Origin of the sequence: Nonomuraea sp. GTA35, assembly GCF_041950525.1 — a bacterium.
Taxonomy (GTDB): domain Bacteria; phylum Actinomycetota; class Actinomycetes; order Streptosporangiales; family Streptosporangiaceae; genus Nonomuraea.
The window spans coordinates 307,339-328,288 of sequence record NZ_JBGNUV010000005.1; the positions used below are offsets into that span (position 1 = coordinate 307,339).

Below are 20,950 nucleotides of genomic sequence, written 5' to 3' on the forward strand. Positions count from 1 at the left end.
CGGCCGGCAACCGCTGCACGTCCTCCCGCCTGGGCGGGTCAGACGGCCAGCAGCCGCTGCACGTCCTCCCGGTGCAGCTCCTCGGCGGCCCCGGTCCGTACGACGTGCCCGCCGTCCAGGATGACGAACGTGTCGGCCAGCCGCAGCGCGATGTCCAGGTACTGCTCGACCAGCAGCACGGCCAGCCCCGCCGCGTGCAGCCGCTCGATGGCCGCCTCGATCTCCAGGATGATCGACGGCTGGATGCCCTCGGTCGGCTCGTCGAGGATGAGCATCCGGGGCCGGGTCACCAGGGCGCGTGCCATGGCGAGCTGCTGCTGCTGGCCGCCCGACAGGTGCCCGGCGCTCCGCTTGAGCAGCGGCTTGAGCGCCGGGAAGAGGTCGAGCGCCTCGTCGATGGCCTGCCTGGGCTGCTTGGCGGCCTCCACGGTCACCAGCAGGTTGCCCAGGACGGACAGCTGCGGGAAGCACTGGTGGCCCTGGGGGACGTACCCCATGCCGAGCCGCACCCGTTCGTGCGGTTTCAGCCGGGTGACGTCCCGGCCGTCGAACGTCACGGTGCCCGCCGTGGCGGGCAGCACCCCCATGACGGTGTTGAGCAGCGTGGTCTTGCCGACCCCGTTGCGTCCCATGACGCACACGAGCTGCCCGGGCCCGACCTCCAGCGAGACCCCGAACAGCACCCGCGCCCGCCCGTACCCTGACTCAAGGCCGGTTACCGACAGCATCCTCGGCCTTCCTCCTCCCCAGGTAGACCTCTTGCACGCGGGGGTCGGCGCTGACCTGGTCGACCGATCCCTCCACGAGCACCTTGCCCTCGTGCAGCACGGTCACCGTCGAGGCGTGCCGCCGCAGGAACTCCATGTCGTGCTCCACCACGATCACCGTGTGGTCGTCGGCGATCTGGGTGAGCAGCTCGCCCGTGCGCTCGCGTTCGTCCTTGGACATGCCCGCCACCGGCTCGTCCAGGAGCAGCAGCCGGGGCCGCTGCGCCAGCAGCATGCCGATCTCGAGCCACTGGCGCTGGCCGTGCGAGAGAACGCCCGCTGAACGCTCGGCGAGCTCTTCGAGCCCGGTCCTGGCCAGCGCCTCCTCCACGGCCTCCGAGACGCCCCTGCGCCGCCTGGCCAGCGACCACAGGGGCTTGCGGAAGCTGGCGGCCAGGTCGAGGTTCTCGATCACGGTGAGCTCCTCGAACACCACCGACGTCTGGAACGTGCGTCCGACGCCCAGCCGGACGATCTGGTGCTCCTTCCTGCCGGCCAGGTCGAGGCCGCCGAAGCGCACGCTGCCCGCCGCCGGCTTGGTCAACCCGGTGATCACGTCGATGAGGGTGGTCTTGCCCGCGCCGTTCGGCCCGATGAGGAAGCGCAGCTCGCCCTCGGGCACGGTCAGGTCCACGCCGTCGAGGGCGCGGAAGCCGTCGAACACCACCTGTACGTCACGCAGTTCGAGCACGGCGCAACCTCCCCACGATCCCCACGATCCCCTTCGGGGCCAGCGTCATGACCAGGATGAACAGGGCTCCTTGCAGGTAGAGCCAGCCGTCGGCGAACTGCTCGCTGAACGCCGTCTTGGCGTACCCCATGACGACCGCGCCGAGCACGGCCCCCGCCAGCGCGTGCCGCCCGCCGACGGCCACCGCGACGACGAGCTCCAGCGAGGGCACGACGCCGAGCAGCGCGGGCGAGATGATGCCGACGACCGGCACGAACAGCGCCCCCGCCAGCCCGGCCATGCCCGCCGAGGCGGCGAAGGTGACGGTCTTGACCAGGGCCGGGTCGTAGCCGAGGAAGCGCACCCGGTCCTCGCCGTCCCGGACGGCGACGAGCAGGCGGCCGTACCGGCTGTTGACGAGCTGGCGGGTGGCCAGGTACAGGATCCCGAGCACGGACGCCACGACGAGGTAGAGCCCGCGCTGCGTGGAGTCGTCGGCGAGGTCCTGGCCGAACAGCTCGAAGAAGTTCGTCATGCCGTTGGTGCCGCCGGTCAGCCCCTGCTGCCCGACCAGCAGGATGACCATCGCGGCGGCCAGCGCCTGGGTGAGGATCGCGAAGTACGCCCCGCGCACGCGCTGCCGGAACACCAGCGTGCCGAGGACCACCGCGAGCAGCACCGGCCCGAGCACCGCCATGCTGACCGCGAAGACGGGATTGGCGAACGGCACCCACAGGGCGGGCAGATCCTCCACCCCGCTCCACACCATGAAGTCGGGCAGCCCGCCCGCCCCGGCCTCGTTGAGCTTGAGGTACATGGCCATGGAGTAGCCGCCGAGCCCGAAGAAGACGCCCTGGCCGAGGGTGAGCATGCCGCCCTTCCCCCAGACCAGCCCGATCCCGAGCGCGACGATCGCGTAGCAGAGGTACTTGGCGAGCAGTCCCAGCCGGAACGGCTCCAGCAGCAGCGGCGCCGCGACCAGCGCGATCACCGCCACGGTCGCGAAGGGCAGATTCCGTTTGATCACGTCAGCACCCTCGACCTCAGCACGAACATCCCCTGCGGCCTGACTTGCAGGAACGCGATGACGACGGCGAAGACGATCACCTTGGCCAGCGAGGCGTCCGACCAGAACTCGGCGTAGGAGTTGAGCAGCCCGAGCCCGATGGCGGCGAGCACCGCGCCACGCAGCTGCCCGAGCCCGCCGGCCACGACGACGAGGAAGGCGTCCACGATGTAGTACGTGCCGAGCGCCGGCCCGACGGGCCCGATGAGCGTCAGCGCCACCCCGGCCACGCCCGCCAGCCCCGAGCCGATGAAGAACGTCAGCATGTCCACCCGCCCGGTGTCGATCCCGCTGGTGGCCGCGAGCTGCCGGTTCTGCACCACCGCCTGCGTCCTGCGCCCCAGCCCGGTCCGCGCGAGGTACGTCCAGACCGCCACCACGCCCGCCACCGCGAGCCCCATGATGAACAGCCGGTTGTAGGGCAGGATGCCCACGCCGCCCGACAGCCAGGACGGCGCGGGCACCTGCACGTTGGGCGCGCCGAACAGGTCGCGGGCGAGCTGCTGCAGCACCAGGCTGACGCCCCAGGTGAGCAGCAGCGTGTCCAGCGGCCGGCCGTAGAAGTGCCGGATCGCGGCGCGCTCCAGGATCAAGCCCATCACCCCGGCGACCAGGAACGCCACCGGCAACGCCAGCACCAGGTCCTGCAGCAGGAACGCGGTGTACGCGCCGGCCATGATGAACTCGCCGTGCGCCATGTTGATCACGCCCATCTGCCCGAACGTGAACGTCAGCCCGAGCGCGATCAGCAGCAGCACCGCCCCGATCGACAGGCCGATGGGGAGCTGGTTGACGAAGGCCGACATCACTGGCCCGCCGCCAGGCCGGCCGCCCACGGGTACCCCTTGAGGTACGGGTCCGGCTTGATCGGCTGCCCCGAGTCCCACACCTGCTTGATCAGGCCGTCCGGCTGGATGATGCCGATGCGGGCGGTCTTGTACATGTGCTGGTTCTCGCCGTCGATGGTGACCAGGCCCTCGGGGCGTTCGAGCGCGATGCCGGGCGCGGCCTTCCTGACCGCCTCGACCTCGGTCGTGCCGGCCTTCCTGACGGCCTCGGCCCACAGGTAGACGGCGTTGTAGCCGGCCTCCATGGGGTCGGAGGTGACCTTGGCCGCGCCGTACCTGGCCTTGTACGCCTTGACGAACGCCTCGTTGGCCGGGGTCTCGGTGGTCTGGTAGTAGTTCCAGGCGACCGGGTGGCCGGCGATGTTGTCCACGCCGATGCCGGTGACCTCCTCCTCGGCGACGCTCACCGACAGCACCGGCATGGCCTCGGCCGTGGCTCCGGCGCTCTTGAGCTGCTTGAAGAAGGCCACGTTGCTGTCGCCGTTGAGGGTGTTGAAGACCGCGTCCGGCTTGGCCTGCACGACCTTGTTGACCAGCGTGGAGTACTCGGTGTGGCCCAGCGGGGTGTACTCCTCGCCGAGGATCTCCATGCCGTTCGCCGCCGCGTACGCCTTGATGATCTTGTTCGCGGTACGCGGGAAGACGTAGTCGCTGCCCACCAGGAACAGCCGCTTCTTGCCCTGCTCCTTGAGGTAGTCGAGCCCGGGGATGATCTGCTGGTTGGTGGTGGCGCCGGTGTAGAAGATGTACGGCGAGCTCTCCAGCCCCTCGTACTGCACCGGATACCACAACAGCGACTTGTACCGTTCGAAGACCGGCAGCATCGCCTTCCTGCTGGCCGAGGTCCAGCCGCCGAAGACGGTGGCGACCTTGTCCTGCCTGATCAGCTTCGTGGCCTTCTCGGCGAACGTGGGCCAGTCGGAGGCCCCGTCCTCCACGACCGGCACGAGCTTCTTGCCGAGCACACCCCCGGCCTTGTTGATCTCGTCGATGGCGAGCAACTCCGCGTCGCGCACGGTGACCTCGCTGATCGCCATCGTGCCGCTGAGTGAGTGCAGGAGGCCGACCTTGATCTCGTTCGAGGAGGCGGCGGGTTCGGCATCGGATCCGCAGGCCGCCAGGGCCAGGACGAGCATCGCGGAAACGAGCGGGCGGGAGATGCGCACAGGAGTTCCTTCCTGCCGACCGGTTCTGCGAGAAAGGTGACTCCGGGACATTTCACTTGAAGATCCCGTTTGTTAATTGGCGATTGCCGAACGTTCACCGGAACACGGGGAATTCATCCGCGCGGCGCGAAACCAACACGACATCCGCCCGCAACAGCGTGGAAACGGCCGGTTCCTATGGTCCGGCCATGCGGCTTACCTCACACGAGCAGGAGCGGCTGCTCATCCACGTCGCCGCCGGTGTGGCGCGCGAGCGGCAGGCCAGAGGCCTGCGGCTCAACCACCCCGAGGCTACCGCCATCATCGCCTCGTTCCTCATGGAGGGGGCCAGGGACGGGCGCAGCGTCTCCGACCTGATGGAGGCGGGACGCTCGGTGCTCGGCAGGGCCGACGTCATGGAGGGCGTGCCGGAGATGCTGGAGAGCGTGCAGATCGAGGCCACGTTCCCCGACGGCACGAAACTGGTCACCGTCCACAGGCCCATCCCGTGATCCCCGGCGAGTACGCGCACCCCGAGGGCACGATCGCGCTCAACCCCGGGCGCGAGCGGGTCACGGTGCGCGTGGTCAACACGGCCGACCGGCCGGTGCAGGTGGGCTCGCACTACCACTTCGCCGCGGCCAATCCGGGGCTGGAGTTCGACAGGAAGGCGGCCTGGGGGATGCGGCTGGACGTGCCCGCGGGGACCGCGATCAGGTTCGAGCCCGGGGTCGAGCGCGACGTGACGCTGGTGCCGCTGGCCGGCCTCCGCGTGGTGCCCGGCCTGCGGCCGGAGTGGGCGGGGCCGCTGGATGGCTGACATCACGCGCGCCCGATACGCGGCCCTGTACGGGCCCACGACCGGCGACCGGATCCGCCTGGCCGACACCGACCTGTTCGTGGAGGTCACCGAGGACCTGTCGACGGGCCCGGCGGGCCCCGGCGACGAGGCCGTCTTCGGCGGCGGCAAGGTCATCCGCGAGTCCATGGGGCAGGCCAGGACCACCCGCGCGGAAGGGGCCGCCGACCTGGTCATCACCGGCGCCGTGATCCTCGACCACTGGGGCGTGGTCAAGGCCGACGTCGGCATCCGCGACGGCCGCATCTCGGCCATCGGGAAGGCGGGCAACCCCGACACGATGGACGGCGTGGACATCGTCATCGGCCCGTCCACCGAGGTGCTCGCCGGCAACGGCAAGATCCTGACCGCCGGGGCCGTCGACTCGCACGTCCACCTGATCTGCCCGCAACTCCTCGACGAGGCCATCGGGTCCGGTGTCACCACGGTGGTCGGGGGCGGCACCGGGCCCGTCGAGGGCACCAAGGCCACCACCGTCACCGGCACCTGGTACCTCGGCCGGATGCTGGAGTCGCTCGACGCGTACCCGCTCAACTTCGCCCTGCTCGGCAAGGGCAACACGGTCAGCACCGACGGGCTCCTGGAGCAGCTGCGCGCCGGGGCCTCCGGCTTCAAGCTGCACGAGGACTGGGGCACCACCCCGGCCGCCATCGACGCCTGCCTCAGCGTGGCCGACGCCTCCGGCGTGCAGGTCACGATCCACACCGACACCCTGAACGAGGCCGGCTTCGTCGAGTCGACGCTCAAGGCCATCGGCGACCGGATGATCCACGCGTACCACACGGAGGGGGCGGGCGGCGGGCACGCGCCCGACATCATCCGCGTGGCCGCCTACCCCAACGTCCTGCCCTCCTCCACCAACCCGACCAGGCCGCACACCGTCAACACCCTCGACGAGCACCTCGACATGCTGATGGTCTGCCACCACCTCAACCCGTCGATCCCCGAGGACCTGGCCTTCGCCGAGTCGCGCATCCGGCCGACCACCATGGCGGCCGAGGACGTGCTGCACGACATGGGCGCGATCTCGATGATCGGCTCCGACTCGCAGGCCATGGGGAGGATCGGGGAGACGATCATCCGTACGTGGCAGACGGCGCACGTCATGAAGGCGCGCCGCGGCGAGCTGGGCTCCGGCCCCGCGGACAACCTCCGCGCCCGCCGCTACGTCGCGAAATATACGATATGTCCTGCTATCGCCCACGGTCTGGACGCCGAGGTCGGCTCCGTCGAACGCGGCAAGCTCGCCGACCTCGTCCTGTGGGACCCGGCCTTCTTCGGGGTCAAACCCGACCTGGTGCTCAAGGGCGGCGTGGTCGCCTGGGCGCAGATGGGCGACGCCAACGCCTCCATCCCGACCCCGCAGCCGGTGCTGCCCCGCCCCATGTTCGGCGCCTCCCCGGTCACGGCGGCGGCCACCTCGCTGCACTTCGTCTCGCCGCTCGCCCTGGAGTCGGGGCTCGCCGACCGGCTGTCCGTACGCCGCCGGCTCGCGCCCGTGGCCGACGTGCGGCGTCGCGGGAAGTCGTCGATGCCGCTCAACGACGCGCTGCCGCGGATCGAGGTGGCGCCGGACACCTTCGAGGTCCGCATCGACGGCGACCTCGTCGAGCCCGCCCCCGCCACCACCCTCCCCCTCGCCCAGCGCTACTTCCTCTTCTGATGCACCCGTCCCTGCTCCTCCTCACGGACTCCCGCCTCCCGGCCGGCGGCCACGCCCACTCGGGCGGCATCGAGCGCGCCGTCGCGTCGGGCGCGGTGCACGACGTGCCCTCCCTGGCCTCCTTCCTGCGCGGCCGACTCCACACGACCGGCACCCTGACAGCGGCCCTCACGGCGGCGGCCTGCACGCAGGCGACCGTCTTCGCCTCCCGGACCGCCGCCGCCGAGGCGGCGGACACACCCGCGTGCGCCCCAGCGGCGGCGCACACCTCCACACCCCTCAGCGCACCCCTCAGCGCGCCGCGTCGGCGAGACCTCCGGCGGGAGAACCCGGCGCACCTGGACGGCGCCCAACCGGCCGACACGCCGCCCGGCACTCCGGCGGTGCCACATCCGTGGGTAGTACTGGACGCCGAGGTGGACGCCAGGACCGCCTCGCCCGCCCAGCGCCACGCCTCCAGGACGCAGGGGCGGCTGCTCCTCCGGGTCACCCGCCGCGTGTGGCCGTCCCCCGTGCTGGACGACCTCGCCGGCATCACCCCGAACCCCCACCACCCCATCGCCCTCGGCGCGGCGGCACACGCGGCCGGCGCCACGCCCGAGCAGGCGGCGCTGGCGGCGGCGTACCACGCGATCACCGGCCCGGCCACGGCGGCGGTCAGGCTCCTCGGCCTCGACCCGGTGGCCGTGCACGCCCTGCTCGCCGGCCTCACCCCCGACCTCACCGCCGTGGCCGCGCAAGCCTGCCTCGCCACTACCGCCCCCGGCTGGGAGGGGCTGCCCGCGCACTCGTCACCGGCCCTCGACCTCCTGGCCGAGCAGCACGCACAAGCCGAGGTCCGGCTGTTCATCTCGTAGAAGGAAGGACCCCTGACATGGGAGCCAATCACGACGACCACCACCACGCCCCCGACGGCCGCGGCCGGGCGCTGCGCCTGGGCGTGGGCGGCCCGGTGGGCAGCGGCAAGACGGCCCTGGTGGCCGCCCTGTGCCGCACGCTGGGCCCGTCGTTGTCCCTGGGCGTGGTGACGAACGACATCTACACCACCGAGGACGCCGACTTCCTGCGCCGCGCGGGCGTGCTCGACCAGGAGCGCATCCTGGCCGTCGAGACCGGCTGCTGCCCCCACACCGCCATCCGCGACGACATCGCCGCGAACCTCGACGCCGTGGAGACCCTGGAGCACCGGTTCGGCCCGCTGGACCTGGTGATCGTGGAGAGCGGCGGCGACAACCTGACGGCGACGTTCAGCCGGGGGCTGGCGGACCGGCAGATCTTCGTGCTCGACGTGTCGGGCGGTGACAAGGTGCCGCGCAAGGGCGGCCCCGGCGTCACCACGGCCGACCTGCTGGTGATCAACAAGACCGATCTGGCCCCGATGGTGGGCGCCGACCTCGACGTGATGGCGCGCGACGCGGCGGCCGTACGCGGCGAGCGCCCGGTCCTGTTCACCTCGATCCGCCAGGACCCCACGGCCGCCACGGTCGCGACCTGGGTCTCCGAGCAGGTGCACGCCTGGTCCCACTCCCACGCGGCCCCCGTCTCGTAATGCCCGCCCGAGCGACCGGCCCCGGCACCGGAGCGCCGGACGGCGCCGGCGGCGCGATGCCCGCGGATCGCCACGCCAGGCCGCCCGCGAACGGCCGCCGGGCCATGCGGGCCCGCGCCGCCGTGGCGACCGTCCTCGCCGCCGGCGGCCGTACCGTGGTCAGCCGCCTGGCCTCGGCGCCCCCGCTGACGCTGCGGCAGACGGGCCCGGGCACTGTCCACCTCGTCTCCACCGCGGCCAGCCCGCTCGGCGGCGACCGCCTGGCCCTCGACCTGGACATCGCCCCGCGTACCACGCTGGAGCTGGGCTCGGTGGCCGCCACGCTGGTCCTGCCCGGCGAGGGCGTGTCGGAGCTGCTGGTCACCGCCCGCGTCGGCGCGGGCGCCACGCTGCGCTTCGCGCCGGAGCCCACGGTGCTGGCCACCGGCTGCGACCACCGCCTCCTGGTACGCCTCGCGCTGGAGGCGGACGCGAACGTGTTCTGGCGCGAGGAGATCGTCTTCGGCCGCCACGGCGAGGCCCCGGGCCGCTGCCACGCCCGCTTCGACGCCACCCGCGACGGCCTGCCGCTGCTCAGGCAGGAGTTCACGGTGGGCGACCCGGAGCTCGACGCCTCCCCCGCCGTGTACGGCCCTGCTCGCTGCGTCGGCACCACGTTCCTGACGGCGGCGGCGAAGGAGGCGGCGGTGGCCGAGGGGGTCGCGGTGCTCCCGCTGGCCGCCCCCGGCACGCTGGTGTCGGCGCTGGCCGCCGACGCCGTCCAGCTCCGCGCCCGCCTGGAGTGGGGTGAGCGTACCGCCATGGCCGCACTCCGCCTTGGTGACGACTCCGTTGCGTACGGTGGTGAGTCGCCCGTCCCCGGCATACAGTGATCGTGTGGCCGACGACCTCATGCCCACGCCCGCCCGCCCGAGAGTCCGCCGCGGTTACCCGCTGGCCGTCGCCGCCGCCGGCGCCCTGCTCGTGTTCTGCGCCGTCCTGCCGTGGAGCGGCTGGCAGGCCACGAGCAGCCTCATCGACGCCGGGGTGGCCAGCGACCTGCGCGGCATCGACCACACCTCCGGCATCTACACGCTGCTGGCGGGGCTGGTGGCGCTGGGGTGCGGCCTTGCCGGGTTGCTGTCGTCCCATCCCAGGCTCGCCGCCCTGGGCGTCCTGCCCGGCGGGTCGGCGGTGGTGCTGGTGCTGAGATACCCGCCGGGCGGCGGTGGCCTGCGCGACCTGTTCGCGTTCGAGCTCGGCGACGTGCTCTCGATCGCGCCGGTGTTCAGGTTCGGCTGGTTCGCCGCGCTGGGCTGCGCGCTGGCGCTGGTCGTGCTGTCGGTCCTGGCGCTGTTGCGCAGGTCGTGACGGCGATCAGCCGAGCTTGGCCGCCTGCATGGCGCTCAGCCGCCGTACGTACCAGGCCGTGACGATCGCCACCGGCACGGCCAGGACGTGCACGGCCAGGATGGCCCAGACCTCCGGCATGTACTCGTACCCCCGGTAGGTCTCCTCGCCGATCTCCTGGCTCTCCGTGATGAGGTACTCCGTCCAGTCGAGCCAGAACAGCGGCCAGGTCAGGAGGGTGACCAGCCACAGGGCCCACCACGTGTGCAGCAGACCGGCCGGGGCCATCGCGCCGGCGCGTCCGGGCGGGCTGGAGGCGTGCCAGACGTCGTCGGCGATCTGTTTCGGCAGCCAGAAGTTGGCGATCGGGATGAACCAGCCGAGCACGGCCATGGCGGGGCGGTAACGCAGCCGCCCGGGTGCGAGCCGTTCGGCGACGGCTCGCACCCGGTGGAACCAGAGCAGCCAGCACACCACCAGCCCCACGCCGGAGACGATCTGGGCCACCAGCATGATGAGGCTGAGCTCCTCATGGAAGTTGTCGACGTCCGAGAAGGTGTCCTCCGGTCGCATCCGCCCCACATCGTCGAAGGCCGCGAGCTGGTGGGCCACGATGCTCGCGGAGATCAGGCCGAAGAGGGCGAGCATCACGTGGACGGCGATCTGGTAGGCGGCGGCCGGGTGCAGCGGGCCGGCGCCGCGCATGCGGCGGCGTTCGTCGGCCAGCAAGGGCTGCGGCGCCCGGAGTCGTGACGGCGCCGTCGTTCGCGGGCCGCCGCCGTCCGTGCCTGCCGCCGGCGGTTCGAGGGCGGTCAGCGCCAGGGTGCGGCGCTGGGCGATGACGTGGGTGAGCGCCTCGGGCAGCCACGGCCCCTGGCCGAGTCCGCCGCCGGGCGAGGCGAGCGCGGTGAGATGGCCCAGCACCTGCTCCAGGCCGGGCCGCGCGGCGGGGTCCTTGGCCAGGCAGGCCGCCACCAGGCCGGCCAGCGGGGCCGGCAGGCCGCTCAGGTCGGGCTCGGCGTGCACGACGCGGAAGACGACCGCGTGGACGGGCCCCTCGCCGAAGGGGCTGCGGCCGGTCGCGGCGAAGGCCAGCACGCAGCCGAGCGAGAACACGTCCGAGGCCGGGCCGACCCGCTGCCCCGCGGCCTGTTCCGGCGACATGTAGGCGGCGGTGCCGAGCACGGCGGAGGTCTGGGTGTGGCTGGTGGCGTCCAGGGCGCGGGCGATGCCGAAGTCGATCAGGCGGGGGCCGTCCTCGGCGAGGACGACGTTGGCGGGCTTGAGGTCGCGGTGCACGACCTCGCAGGCGTGCACGGCGGCGAGCCCTTCGGCCAGCCCGGCCCCCAGCACCGCGACCGAGTCCGGCGGAAGCGGCCCGTGGTCGTGGACGGCCTGGTGCAGGGAGGGGCCGGGAATGTAGGCACTGGCCAGCCACGGCGGGGTGGCGTCGGTGTCGGCGTCCACGACCTGCGCGGTGTAGAAGCCGCCGACCTTGCGAGCGGCGTCCACCTCGGCGGCGAAGCGGCGCCGGAAGTGCGCGTCGTCGGCGAGCTGGGGGCGCACCACCTTCACCGCGACCAGGCGCCCGCCCGGGGAGCGGCCCAGGAACACCTGTCCCATGCCGCCCTCGCCCAGCCGGGCGTGCAGCCGGTAGGGGCCGAGCTGGGTGGGGTCGCCGTCGCGTAGGGGGTTGGTCATGGCACCGCTTCCGCCTGGGGGGTCTTCGCCGGTCGGTGTCGATGATCTCAAAAAGGAGCGCGCGTCAGTCGTAGAACCCGAGCCGCCGCAGCTGCTTGGGGTCGCGCTGCCAGTCCTTGGCCACGCTGATCCGCAGGTCGAGGTAGACCCGCGTGCCCATCAGCGCCTCGATCTGCTTGCGGGCCTTGGTGCCCACCTCGCGCAGCCGCTCCCCCTTGTGCCCGATGACGATCGCCTTCTGCGACGGCCGCTCCACGAACATGTGCGCGTAGATGTCGAGCAGGTCGTCGCGGCCCTCGCGGGGCAGCATCTCGTCGACGACCACGGCGATGGAGTGCGGCAGCTCGTCGCGTACGCCCTCCAGCGCCGCCTCCCTGATCAGCTCGCCCACCAGCACCTGCTCGGGCTCGTCGGTGAGCTGCCCGCCCTCGTAGAGCGGCGGCGACTCGGGCAGGTGCTCGATCAGCACGTCGGCCAGCACGTCGAGCTGCTCGCCCGCCTGCGCCGACACCGGCACGATCGCGGCGAACTCCGCCACCTGCGACACCGCCAGCAACTGCTCGGCGACCTGCTCCTTGCTCGCCAGGTCGCACTTGGTCACCACGGCGATGACGGGCGTCTTCTTCACCGCCGCCAGCTTGTCGGCGATGAACCGGTCGCCCTTGCCGATGGGCTCGTTGGCCGGCACGCAGAAGCCGATCACGTCGACCTCGGTCAGCGTGGACAGCACGAGGCTGTCGAGCCGCTCGCCCAGCAGCGTGCGCGGGCGGTGCAGGCCGGGCGTGTCGACGATGATGAGCTGGGCGTCGGGGCGGTGCACGATGCCTCTGATGACGCGCCTGGTCGTCTGCGGTTTGGACGAGGTGATCGCCACCTTCGTGCCGACCAGGGCGTTCATCAGCGTGGACTTGCCGACGTTCGGCCTCCCCACGAAGCAGGCGAATCCGGCGCGATGGTTGTCTGGCGAAGTCACATGTGCATTGTGTCCCATCATCGAGCGTGTTCCCGCCACCACGCGAAGGCCTGGGGCGCCACGCCGGGCGTCCAGGGGGTCGTGTCCAGCTCGGCCAGCTCCGCCTCGGACACCCAGCGGAAGTCGTTGATCTCCACCCCGTCGGGCCGGGGCAGGCCCGAGCCGGGCGCGAGGGCGCAGCAGTAGGCGGCGATGACGTAACCGACCTCGTGCCCGTTGGGGTAGCGGGTGCGGAACTCGGGCCCGCCGTAGACGCCGAGCAGGCCGCGCACCTCGATGTCGACGCCGAGCTCCTCCTGCAGCTCCCTGACCACGGCGTCCTCGGGCCGCTCGTCAGGGTCCACGCCGCCGCCGGGGGCCGCCCAGAGCCCCACGTCACCGTGCCGGGCCAGCAGCAGCCGGCCCTCGTCGTCGAACACGAACGCCGACACGGAAGGCAGCATGATCAGGTCGCCGCCGATCTTCTCCCGCAACCTCGCCAGAAACGGCGACATCGGCATGGTCAGCCTCGCAGGGTGCCGTCGGGGCCGGCCACGAGCAGCTTGCCGGCGCCCAGCTCGGCCGCCACGGCCTCGTCGGCGGGGCTCGGGTCGCCCTCGCTCACCAGCGCCACGGCCTCCAGGGACTGCGCGCCGCTGGAGATCGCCATGGCCACGGCCACCTGCACGGCCGACAGGGTCAGCGCGGACAGGCTCACGTTCGTCGCGGAGTAGGTGCGGCCGGTCTCGTCGCGCACGGCAGCCCCCTCGGCGGAGCCGTTGCGCGCCCTGGCGGCGCGGGCCAGGGTAATGATCTTGCTGTCTTCAGGATTCACCCAACCAGGTTAGGCGCTGACCATGGAGATCGCCGCCTCGACCACCTTCCTGGTACGGGCGGGGTCCACGTCGTTCATGCCGGTGTGCACCACGGACACCAGCGTGTCCCCGACGCGGGACAGCACGACGTCCATCGCGTAGGGGTAGCCGTTGAGCCGCCCGCGCAGCGTCGCGCCCACGGACTCGTCCCCGGCGTCCCGTACGGGCAGCTCCTGCAGCCGCAGGTCGGTGCCGCTGGAGGTGCGTACGGAGCGGCACGCCCCCATCGCCTCCGCCAGGGCGTCGAGGTGCCCCTCGGCCTCCTCGTTGGCGTACCGGGCCAGGCCCACCCCGGCCTGCTCCCCGAGCCCGTCGCCGTGGTAGCTGACGGCGGCCTGCGCGGTCAGCGCCTGCCCGGGCGCCCGCCCGCCGGCCGGCTCCAGCACGGCCCTGCAGTTCCTGTCCGCCTGCCCGAACGGCATCCGCCACGCCTGCTCCGGCCTGACCGTGAAGCCGTCGGGCAGGGGCGGCTCCTTGCTGAGCGCTTCGCGCAACTGCGCCATGGCCTGCGCGTCGATGAAGCTCTCGGCTCCCTCTCCGCCGCATCCCGCCAGGAGGCCCGTCGCGAGTACGGAAGCGATGATCCATGGTTTTCGTTTCATGATCCCCCCTTGGATCGCAGCCTCCCCAACCGACGAATGCGGCAATCCACCGGAGTGACCACCAACACGCAAAAAGGGTGTTCCCATCCGGTTTTCCGGACGAGAACACCCTTTACGCCGACCAGCGTCACGACCGGCTAACAGGCCGAGACGCTGTCGTCCCCCCAGGAACGCCATCCTCAGGCCGCGAACCCCACCCGGCCTTCGGACGCCTCCCCTTGTGACACCCACCGCACTGGATGTCGTGGTTAGACAGTGCCGGACGGGGCTTGCAGAAGACTTGTAGAACGCTTGCGACTTCCGACCGGATTCGTCCCCGAGGTGGAATCAGTCGCGTTCCGCGGCGGCCGGGACCACCTCGTCCTCGGGAGGCGTGACCCGCCGCACCACCACCGTGCTGATGCGGTTGCGCCGCCCCGCCAGCGTCTCCGCCGTCAGCGACAGCCCGGCCACCTCCGCCTGCGATCCGGCGATCGGCACCCGCCCGAGCGCGTGGGCCAGCAACCCGCCCACGGTCTCGACGTCGTCCACCTCGATCTCGGTGTCGAACAGCTCGCCCAGCTCGTCCACCGGCATGCGGGCCGTCACCCGCAGCCCGCCGTCGGGCACCGGCTCCACGCGGGGCGCCTCCTGGTCGTACTCGTCGGTGATCTCGCCGACGATCTCCTCCAGCACGTCCTCGATCGTGACCAGGCCGGCGGTGCCGCCGTACTCGTCGATGACGATGGCCATGTGGATCTGGCGGGCCTGCATCTCCCGCATGAGCTGGTCGATGGGCTTGCTCTCCGGCACGTACGCGGCCGTCCGCATGATCGACTCGACCGTCTCCTTGCCCCCGCCCTCGCCCGACTCGTGGATCTTGCGGGCGATGTCCTTGAGGTAGGCGATGCCGATGACGTCGTCCTCGTTCTCCCCCACGACCGGGATGCGGGAGAAACCGCTGCGCAGCGCGAGCGACAGCGCCTGGCTGATCGTCTTGCCACGCTCGATGTGGACCATGTCGGTACGCGGCACCATGACCTCGCGCACCAGCGTGTCACCCAGCTCGAACACCGAGTGGATCATCTCGCGCTCGTCCGGCTCGATCACCCGGCGCTCCTCGGCCAGGTCCACCAGGTCACGCAGCTCGGCCTCGGAGGTGAACGGGCCGTCGCGGAAGCCCTTGCCCGGCGTGAGCGCGTTGCCGAGCAGGATGAGCAGCTTGGGCAGGGGGCCGAAGATGCGCGTCAGGCCGTAGACGATGGGGGCGCTGGCCAGGGCCACCGGCTCGGCGTGCTGGCGGCCCAGCGTACGCGGCATGACCCCGACCACCACGTAACTGATCACGATCATCACGACCGCCGCCCACACGTAGGCCCAGCCCTGGTCGTGCATGAGATCGATGAACAGCAGCGTGGCGATCACCGTGGCGACCAGCTCGCAGCTCAGCCGCAGCAGCAGGAGCAGGTTCAGGTAGCGCGGCGGATCGGTCACGATCGCCTGCAGCCGCGCCGACCCGCGCCGCCCCTCGCGCGCGTACTCCTCCGCACGCACCCGGGAGATGCGCGTCAGTGCCGTTTCCGCACTGGCGATCAGGCCACCGATGACGACAAGGACGATGGCCGACAGCAACCAGGCGTTCACCGCGGGTTGCGCACCTCCTGCCACGACTCGAGGAGCCGGGACTGCAAGCCGAACATCTCCTTGTGCTCCTCCGGCTCGGCATGATCGTAACCGAGCAGGTGGAGGATGCCGTGCGTGCACAGCAGCTCGAGCTCGTCGGCCGTGCTGTGGCCGGCCTCCTCCGCCTGCCTGGCCGCGACCTGCGGGCAGAGCACGACGTCACCGAGCAGCGCCGGATCGGCGGGCCCCTCGGACTCGCCGCGCGCGCCGCCGCCGGGACGCAGCTCGTCCATCGGGAACGCCAGCACGTCGGTCGGGCCCGGCTCGCCCATCCACTTCTCGTGCAACTCCGCCATGGCGTCCTCGTCGACCACCACGATGGACAGCTCGGCGAGCGGGTTGATGCCCATCTCGCCGAGCACGTGAGCGGCCAGGGCGACGATGCTCTCCTCGTCGACCCCCACGCCGGACTCGTTGTTGATCTCGATGCTCATGGCCGCCGCTTCCCCCGCTGCTGAATGGCCTTCGGCTCCTGACCGGCCTGACGCGTGGCGTCGTAGCGGCCGTAGGCGTCGACGATCTCGCTGACCAGCTTGTGACGCACGACGTCGGAGCTGGTCAGCCGGGAGAAGTGGATGTCGGGGATGCCGTCGAGGATCTCCTGCACCACCCTCAGCCCGCTCACCGTGCCGGACGGCAGGTCGACCTGCGTGACGTCACCGGTCACCACGATCTTGGAGTTGAAGCCGAGCCTGGTCAGGAACATCTTCATCTGCTCGGCCGAGGAGTTCTGGGCCTCGTCGAGGATGATGAAGGCGTCGTTCAGCGTGCGTCCGCGCATGTACGCGAGCGGCGCGACCTCGATCGTGCCCGCCGCCATGAGCTTGGGGATGGAGTCGGGGTCGACCATGTCGTGCAGCGCGTCGTAGAGCGGCCGCAGGTAGGGGTCGATCTTCTCGTAGAGCGTGCCGGGCAGGAAGCCGAGGCGCTCGCCCGCCTCGACCGCCGGGCGGGTCAGGATGATCCGGTTGACCCGCTTCTCCTGCAGCGCGCGCACGGCCTTGGCCATCGCGAGGTACGTCTTGCCGGTGCCCGCCGGGCCGATGCCGAACACGACCGTGTGCTTGTCGATCGCGTCGACGTAACGCTTCTGGTTGACGGTCTTCGGCCGGATCGTCCGGCCCCGCGAGGAGAGGATGTCGAGCGACAGCACCTCGGCGGGGCGGTCGGAGGTCATGCGGAGCATGGCGATGCTGCGCTCGACCGCGTCGGGGGTGAGCTCGCCGCCGCTGCGCAGGACCTCGACGAGCTCTTCGAAGAGCCGCACGACGGTGCCGCTCTCGTCGGGGCTGCCGGTGACGGTGATCTCGTTGCCGCGCACGTGGATGTCGGCCCTGAAGGCGCTCTCGATGACACGCAACAGCTCGTCGCGAGAGCCCAGGAGGCTGACCATCGGGTACTCGTCCGGTATCAGCACCTTCGCTTGAGTCCGCGAGGGAGGTGCCGTGCGTCGGGATTCGTGTAGTTCGGACATGGGCAGGCCAGCGGCCTGATGCCTCCCGGTCTCTTTCGGAGTTCTTCTCCGCCCATCGTATCCGGGAGCAGGCCGATTGCTCTCGCCAATATCACTCGCGTCCCTCGTCCCCCTGTTCTAGCCCGGCGGCCAGTTCAGGTCGCGCCCGCCGAGGACGTGGGCGTGCACGTGAAAGACGGTCTGCCCGGCGCCGGCCCCGGTGTTGAACACGATCCGGTAACCGCCTTCGGCCACGCCTTCCATGATGGCCACCTCGTGGGCGGACTTGAGCACCTCGTCGGCGAGGCCGTCGTCGGCCCGGGCGAGGGCCGCGGCGTCGGCGTGGTGCCCCTTGGGAATGACGAGCACGTGGGTGGGCGCCTGCGGGTTGATGTCGCGGAACGCCAGGGTCCGGCCGGTTTCATAAACGATCTCGGCGGGAATCTCCTTGGCGACGATTTGGCAGAAGAGACAATCGCTCACCCGATCACCCTACCGAGCCCCTGCCGTCAGCAAGTCCGTTGCGAATCGGTAATCAGCTGTGTCGTGCGTAGGAAGATCCACCCGGTTAGGGTGAGTGTGCGACACTTCAGCAGAAAAGACGATTCAGGGTCGGGCGAGCGCCACCTGGCGAGGACACGACTGGGTAATGCACCCTAACGAACCGGGGAAACCTCAAGAACCGGAAGAGCGTAAACCCTCTGGGAAGGCCGCGCGTCCCACTGATGTGACCACCGAAACCCTTCTGGCCGACAGGTCGATGGGCGGGGTGCCGGTCGGGTGGGATGCCGACATGGCCGTGACCGCGCTGTACAGCGCGCACTTTCGGTCATTGGTGCGTCTGGCTGTGTTGCTGGTGCGCGACATTGCGACAGCCGAGGAAGTCGTGCAGGATGCGTTCGTCGCCATCCATGGTGCCTGGCGCAGGCTGCGCGACCCCGACAAGGCACTTGCCTACCTGCGTCAATCTGTCGTCAACAGGTCCCGGTCCGTGCTGCGTCACCGCGCGGTCGTCGAGAAGTACGCCCCCAAGGGCTTGCCTGACGCCCCGAGCGCCGAGAACGGCGCGATCGGCGAGCTGGAACGCTCCGCCGTGATCGAGGCGTTACGTGCCCTGCCGACCCGACAGAGAGAAGCACTGGTTCTACGCTACTACGGTGACTTGTCCGAAGCTGAGATCGCCCACGCCATGGGGATCAGCAAGGGCGCGGTCAAGAGCCACACAGCACGTGGCATGGCCGCCCTGCGATCGGTCCTGGAGAAGATGTCATGACCCAGCCCCCCGACGAGTACGGCGACCTCCTGCGCCGTGCGCTCCGCGCGGAGGCGGACGCGGTCGTGCCCTCGCCGGAAGGACTGGAGATCATCCGTGCCCGCATCTCGCGGCGCGGTGTACGTAACCTGTTCTGGTGGCGAGTGGGCGCGGCGGCAGGCAGCGCCGTCCTGGTGGCGGGCGCGATCGTGATGGCCGTGCCCGGGCTGCGCTCCCAGGTCATCCGCGAGGAGCCCATCGAGGTCATCAGGGAGGTCAGGACCGAGGTCCCGTCCAACTCCTCCACCACCCGCTCCCAGCAGCCCCCGCCGCCGTCGAAGGAGCCGGCGCCCGAGCAGTCGCAGCCGCTGGGCGTGGTGCCCGAGACGCCGGCGCCGCCGTCACCGAGGACCACGCCGAAGTCCGGCTCGACCAGCAGGCCGTCACCCTCCCCCAGCCCGACGCCGACCGACTGCCCCTCGCCGCTCGCCGAGCAGGCCGAGCCGCCCGCCGACTGCCCCGAGGTCTCGCCCTCGCCCACGCCGACAGCGGAGGAGCCGCCGACGGGGCAGCCCTCGGCGTGCCCGCCTGAGGAGTGCCCGCCGCCCGACGAGGTGACCGAGACGCCCACCGAGCTGGCCAGCCCCCTGCTGGACAGCTCCCAGACCACGCCCTAGCCGGGCTCCTACCAGCGTCCCGTACGGCTGAGCAGCACGGCCGCCGCGGCGACCCCGGCCGTGGACGTCCGCAGGATCGTCGGCCCCAGCAGCACCGACGTCGCCTTGGCGGCGCGGAACCCGGCCAGTTCCTCCTCGGAGACACCGCCCTCCGGCCCTACGACCACCACGATGTCGCCGCCCGCGGGCAGCGGCACGCCGGACAGCGGCTCGGCCGCCTCCTCGTGCAGCACCAGCCCCAGCGCGGCCTCCGACAGGAGCCGTTCGACCTGCTTGGTGGAGGCCAGGTCGGCCACCTCGGGCAGGTGGAAGCGGCGGGCCTGCTTGCCCGCCTCGCGGGCGGTGGAGCGCCAGCGGCCCAGCGCCTTGGCGACCTTGTCGCCCTTCCACTGCGTGATGCTGCGCGCGGCGGCCCACGGGACGATGACGTCCACCCCGGCCTCGGTCATCATCTCGACCGCCAGCTCGCCCCTGTCGCCCTTGGGCAGTCCCTGGACGACGACGAGCCTGGGGCTGGGCGCCTCGACGTCGTAGCGGCGCAGCACGTCGAGGCGGAGCGCGTCCTTCAGCGTCTCGCGCACGACGCACTCGGCCACCGCGCCGGCGCCGTCGGTCAGGTCGACCCGCTCGCCGGGCCGCAGGCGGCGCACGGAGGCCGCGTGCCGCCCCTCGGGCCCGCCGAGGGTCAGCTCAGGGCCGTCGAGACCCTGAGCGAGGAAGACCGGGACCGTCACCGGCCGTTGAAGGCGTCGCGCAGCCGGGAGAAGAAGCCCTGCTGCCCCGGCGCGAACTTGCCCGGCGGCCGCTCCTCGCCCCGCTGCTTGGCCAGCTCGCGCAGCAGCTCCTCCTGCGCGGTGTCGAGGCGGGACGGGGTCTCGACGTTGACGTGGATCAGCAGGTCGCCCCTGCCGGACTCGTTGAGCCGCTGCACGCCGCGGCCGTACATGGTGATGACCTGCCCGGACTGCGTGCCGGGACGGACGTCCACCTCTTCGGCGCCGTCGAGCGTCTCGACCGTGAGGATGGTGCCGAGCGCGGCGGCCGTCATCGGGATCTGGACGGTGCAGTGGAGGTCGTCACCGCGCCGCTCGAAGATCTCGTGGTTGCGCTCGACGATCTCCAGGAACAGGTCTCCGGGCGGGCCGCCGCCGGGGCCGACCTCGCCCTCGCCGGCGAGCTGGATGTGGGTGCCGTCCTCGACGCCCGCCGGGATGCGGACCTTGATCGTGCGGCGGGTGCGTACGCGGCCGTCGCCGGAGCACTCCTGGCAGGGGTGGCGGATGATCGTGCCGAAGCCCCCGCACTGCGGGCACGGGCGCGAGGTCATGACCTGGCCCAGGAACGAGCGGGTGACCTGGGAGATCTCGCCGCGCCCGTTGCACATGTCGCAGGTGTCGGGGTGGGTGCCCGGTGCGGCGCCGGCCCCGTGGCACACCTCGCACAGCACGGCTGTGTCGACGACCAGCTCGCGGGTGGTGCCGAACGCGGTCTCGCGCAGGTCGAGCTCCACCCGGATGGTGGCGTTGCGGCCCCTGCGGGCACGCGAACGCGGCCCCCTGGCGCCGGTCGCGGTGCCGAAGAAGGCGTCCATGATGTCGCTGAACGGGAAGCCCGCGCCGAAGCCGCCGGCGCCCGCCGCCGCTCCCGCGCCACCGAACGGGTCGCCACCCAGGTCGTACATCTGGCGCTTGTTCGGGTCGGACAGCACCTCGTAGGCCTGCGTGATCTCCTTGAACCGCTCCTGGGTCTCAGGATCGGGGTTCACGTCGGGGTGCAGCTCGCGGGCGAGTCGGCGGTAGGCCTTCTTGATCTCATCCTGACTTGCGTCACGGCGCACCCCGAGGGTGGCGTAGTAGTCGCTGTTTGCCACTTATCGACCT

General features: G+C 71.4%; 25 protein-coding genes. 9 read left to right on the forward strand and 16 right to left on the reverse strand.

Going from position 1 to position 20,950, the window contains the following annotated elements; genetic code table 11:
- Positions 1–38: 38 nt before the first annotated feature.
- The 5 genes from urtE to urtA are packed head-to-tail and all read right to left on the reverse strand — an operon-like array spanning position 39 to position 4,487.
- Positions 39–728 carry an urea ABC transporter ATP-binding subunit UrtE gene (urtE, locus tag ACBJ32_RS24650; protein WP_357870629.1) on the reverse strand — a complete coding sequence of 230 codons (690 nt, stop codon included), beginning with the start codon at positions 726–728 and terminating at the stop codon, positions 39–41.
- On the reverse strand, positions 706–1,458 hold the full coding sequence (gene urtD, locus ACBJ32_RS24655; RefSeq protein ID WP_375128701.1) for an urea ABC transporter ATP-binding protein UrtD: 753 nt from the start codon (positions 1,456–1,458) through the stop codon (positions 706–708). The genes urtE and urtD overlap by 23 nt, the downstream gene beginning before the upstream one ends.
- Positions 1,442–2,464 (reverse strand): urea ABC transporter permease subunit UrtC, encoded by a 1,023-nt coding sequence (gene urtC / locus ACBJ32_RS24660; protein WP_375128703.1) that lies wholly within the window; start codon positions 2,462–2,464, stop codon positions 1,442–1,444. The genes urtD and urtC overlap by 17 nt, the downstream gene beginning before the upstream one ends.
- Positions 2,461–3,309, reverse strand: coding sequence for an urea ABC transporter permease subunit UrtB (urtB, locus tag ACBJ32_RS24665; RefSeq protein ID WP_375128988.1), 849 nt, complete (start codon positions 3,307–3,309; stop codon positions 2,461–2,463). Before urtB ends, urtC begins: the two co-directional genes overlap by 4 nt.
- Positions 3,309–4,487 carry an urea ABC transporter substrate-binding protein gene (gene urtA / locus ACBJ32_RS24670; protein WP_375128989.1) on the reverse strand — a complete coding sequence of 393 codons (1,179 nt, stop codon included), beginning with the start codon at positions 4,485–4,487 and terminating at the stop codon, positions 3,309–3,311. The genes urtB and urtA overlap by 1 nt, the downstream gene beginning before the upstream one ends.
- A gap of 218 nt (positions 4,488–4,705) precedes the next feature.
- On the opposite strand from urtA, the gene ACBJ32_RS24675 reads away from it, so the two are divergent.
- Genes ACBJ32_RS24675 through ACBJ32_RS24705 form a run of 7 tightly spaced genes read left to right on the forward strand, consistent with a single transcriptional unit; the run spans position 4,706 to position 9,917 of the window.
- On the forward strand, positions 4,706–5,008 hold the full coding sequence (locus ACBJ32_RS24675) for an urease subunit gamma (protein WP_357870615.1): 303 nt from the start codon (positions 4,706–4,708) through the stop codon (positions 5,006–5,008).
- Entirely contained in the window at positions 5,005–5,316 is a 312-nt protein-coding gene (locus ACBJ32_RS24680; RefSeq protein ID WP_357870612.1) for an urease subunit beta, read from the forward strand. Before ACBJ32_RS24675 ends, ACBJ32_RS24680 begins: the two co-directional genes overlap by 4 nt.
- Entirely contained in the window at positions 5,309–7,018 is a 1,710-nt protein-coding gene (locus tag ACBJ32_RS24685; RefSeq protein WP_375128704.1) for an urease subunit alpha, read from the forward strand. The genes ACBJ32_RS24680 and ACBJ32_RS24685 overlap by 8 nt, the downstream gene beginning before the upstream one ends.
- On the forward strand, positions 7,018–7,875 hold the full coding sequence (locus tag ACBJ32_RS24690) for an urease accessory protein UreF (RefSeq protein WP_375128705.1): 858 nt from the start codon (positions 7,018–7,020) through the stop codon (positions 7,873–7,875). Before ACBJ32_RS24685 ends, ACBJ32_RS24690 begins: the two co-directional genes overlap by 1 nt.
- 17 nt (positions 7,876–7,892) lie before the next feature.
- Positions 7,893–8,567, forward strand: coding sequence for an urease accessory protein UreG (gene ureG, locus ACBJ32_RS24695; protein ID WP_375128706.1), 675 nt, complete (start codon positions 7,893–7,895; stop codon positions 8,565–8,567).
- Positions 8,567–9,439, forward strand: a complete 873-nt coding sequence (locus ACBJ32_RS24700; protein ID WP_375128707.1) for an urease accessory protein UreD — start codon at positions 8,567–8,569, stop codon at positions 9,437–9,439. The genes ureG and ACBJ32_RS24700 overlap by 1 nt, the downstream gene beginning before the upstream one ends.
- 4 nt (positions 9,440–9,443) lie before the next feature.
- Positions 9,444–9,917: a hypothetical protein gene (locus ACBJ32_RS24705; RefSeq protein ID WP_375128708.1), complete on the forward strand. Its 474-nt coding sequence runs from the start codon at positions 9,444–9,446 to the stop codon at positions 9,915–9,917.
- A gap of 6 nt (positions 9,918–9,923) precedes the next feature.
- On the opposite strand, the gene ACBJ32_RS24710 is transcribed toward ACBJ32_RS24705, so the two are convergent.
- The 9 genes from ACBJ32_RS24710 to ACBJ32_RS24750 all read right to left on the reverse strand — a co-directional run bounded on the left by ACBJ32_RS24710 (position 9,924) and on the right by ACBJ32_RS24750 (position 17,624).
- Positions 9,924–11,597 (reverse strand): DUF4328 domain-containing protein, encoded by a 1,674-nt coding sequence (locus ACBJ32_RS24710; protein ID WP_375128709.1) that lies wholly within the window; start codon positions 11,595–11,597, stop codon positions 9,924–9,926.
- 64 nt (positions 11,598–11,661) lie between these two features.
- Entirely contained in the window at positions 11,662–12,570 is a 909-nt protein-coding gene (gene era, locus ACBJ32_RS24715; RefSeq protein ID WP_375128710.1) for a GTPase Era, read from the reverse strand.
- 17 nt (positions 12,571–12,587) lie between these two features.
- A complete protein-coding gene (locus ACBJ32_RS24720) occupies positions 12,588–13,064 on the reverse strand; it encodes an NUDIX domain-containing protein (RefSeq protein ID WP_357870588.1) in 477 nt (158 codons plus the stop codon).
- Between the two features lie 8 nt (positions 13,065–13,072).
- Complete coding sequence (locus tag ACBJ32_RS24725) at positions 13,073–13,384, reverse strand: cytidine deaminase (RefSeq protein WP_357870586.1); 312 nt, start codon at positions 13,382–13,384, stop codon at positions 13,073–13,075.
- 9 nt (positions 13,385–13,393) lie between these two features.
- Entirely contained in the window at positions 13,394–14,026 is a 633-nt protein-coding gene (locus ACBJ32_RS24730) for a hypothetical protein (RefSeq protein WP_375128711.1), read from the reverse strand.
- Positions 14,027–14,353: 327 nt separating this feature from the next.
- Positions 14,354–15,649, reverse strand: a complete 1,296-nt coding sequence (locus ACBJ32_RS24735) for a hemolysin family protein (protein WP_357870580.1) — start codon at positions 15,647–15,649, stop codon at positions 14,354–14,356.
- Positions 15,646–16,122 carry an rRNA maturation RNase YbeY gene (ybeY, locus tag ACBJ32_RS24740; protein WP_080041940.1) on the reverse strand — a complete coding sequence of 159 codons (477 nt, stop codon included), beginning with the start codon at positions 16,120–16,122 and terminating at the stop codon, positions 15,646–15,648. Before ybeY ends, ACBJ32_RS24735 begins: the two co-directional genes overlap by 4 nt.
- Positions 16,119–17,162, reverse strand: coding sequence for a PhoH family protein (locus tag ACBJ32_RS24745; RefSeq protein WP_375128712.1), 1,044 nt, complete (start codon positions 17,160–17,162; stop codon positions 16,119–16,121). The genes ybeY and ACBJ32_RS24745 overlap by 4 nt, the downstream gene beginning before the upstream one ends.
- A gap of 117 nt (positions 17,163–17,279) precedes the next feature.
- Positions 17,280–17,624, reverse strand: a complete 345-nt coding sequence (locus ACBJ32_RS24750) for a histidine triad nucleotide-binding protein (RefSeq protein WP_375128713.1) — start codon at positions 17,622–17,624, stop codon at positions 17,280–17,282.
- A gap of 277 nt (positions 17,625–17,901) precedes the next feature.
- Between ACBJ32_RS24750 and ACBJ32_RS24755 the strand changes: the two genes are divergently transcribed.
- Both ACBJ32_RS24755 and ACBJ32_RS24760 read left to right on the forward strand, forming a co-directional pair.
- A complete protein-coding gene (locus ACBJ32_RS24755; RefSeq protein WP_185112522.1) occupies positions 17,902–18,414 on the forward strand; it encodes a SigE family RNA polymerase sigma factor in 513 nt (170 codons plus the stop codon).
- Complete coding sequence (locus tag ACBJ32_RS24760) at positions 18,411–19,070, forward strand: hypothetical protein (protein ID WP_375128714.1); 660 nt, start codon at positions 18,411–18,413, stop codon at positions 19,068–19,070. Before ACBJ32_RS24755 ends, ACBJ32_RS24760 begins: the two co-directional genes overlap by 4 nt.
- 8 nt (positions 19,071–19,078) lie before the next feature.
- Here ACBJ32_RS24760 and ACBJ32_RS24765 read toward each other — a convergent pair whose 3' ends face one another.
- Together ACBJ32_RS24765 and dnaJ are read right to left on the reverse strand one after the other, a co-directional pair.
- Positions 19,079–19,804 (reverse strand): 16S rRNA (uracil(1498)-N(3))-methyltransferase, encoded by a 726-nt coding sequence (locus tag ACBJ32_RS24765; protein ID WP_375128715.1) that lies wholly within the window; start codon positions 19,802–19,804, stop codon positions 19,079–19,081.
- Entirely contained in the window at positions 19,801–20,940 is a 1,140-nt protein-coding gene (gene dnaJ, locus ACBJ32_RS24770; protein ID WP_375128716.1) for a molecular chaperone DnaJ, read from the reverse strand. The genes ACBJ32_RS24765 and dnaJ overlap by 4 nt, the downstream gene beginning before the upstream one ends.
- Positions 20,941–20,950 lie beyond the last annotated feature (10 nt).

Bases quoted from the DNA above. Each gene is read 5' to 3' on its own strand.
- urtE (WP_357870629.1), bottom strand. From the start codon at position 728: ATGCTGTCGGTAACCGGCCTTGAGTCAGGGTACGGGCGGGCGCGGGTG.
- urtB (WP_375128988.1), bottom strand. From the start codon at position 3,309: ATGTCGGCCTTCGTCAACCAGCTCCCCATCGGCCTGTCGATCGGGGCG.
- urtA (WP_375128989.1), bottom strand. From the start codon at position 4,487: ATGCTCGTCCTGGCCCTGGCGGCCTGCGGATCCGATGCCGAACCCGCC.
- ACBJ32_RS24675 (WP_357870615.1), top strand. From the start codon at position 4,706: ATGCGGCTTACCTCACACGAGCAGGAGCGGCTGCTCATCCACGTCGCC.
- ACBJ32_RS24685 (WP_375128704.1), top strand. From the start codon at position 5,309: ATGGCTGACATCACGCGCGCCCGATACGCGGCCCTGTACGGGCCCACG.
- ACBJ32_RS24690 (WP_375128705.1), top strand. From the start codon at position 7,018: ATGCACCCGTCCCTGCTCCTCCTCACGGACTCCCGCCTCCCGGCCGGC.
- ureG (WP_375128706.1), top strand. From the start codon at position 7,893: ATGGGAGCCAATCACGACGACCACCACCACGCCCCCGACGGCCGCGGC.
- ACBJ32_RS24700 (WP_375128707.1), top strand. From the start codon at position 8,567: ATGCCCGCCCGAGCGACCGGCCCCGGCACCGGAGCGCCGGACGGCGCC.
- ACBJ32_RS24710 (WP_375128709.1), bottom strand. From the start codon at position 11,597: ATGACCAACCCCCTACGCGACGGCGACCCCACCCAGCTCGGCCCCTAC.
- ACBJ32_RS24720 (WP_357870588.1), bottom strand. From the start codon at position 13,064: ATGTCGCCGTTTCTGGCGAGGTTGCGGGAGAAGATCGGCGGCGACCTG.
- ACBJ32_RS24730 (WP_375128711.1), bottom strand. From the start codon at position 14,026: ATGAAACGAAAACCATGGATCATCGCTTCCGTACTCGCGACGGGCCTC.
- ybeY (WP_080041940.1), bottom strand. From the start codon at position 16,122: ATGAGCATCGAGATCAACAACGAGTCCGGCGTGGGGGTCGACGAGGAG.
- ACBJ32_RS24745 (WP_375128712.1), bottom strand. From the start codon at position 17,162: ATGTCCGAACTACACGAATCCCGACGCACGGCACCTCCCTCGCGGACT.
- ACBJ32_RS24755 (WP_185112522.1), top strand. From the start codon at position 17,902: ATGGGCGGGGTGCCGGTCGGGTGGGATGCCGACATGGCCGTGACCGCG.
- ACBJ32_RS24760 (WP_375128714.1), top strand. From the start codon at position 18,411: ATGACCCAGCCCCCCGACGAGTACGGCGACCTCCTGCGCCGTGCGCTC.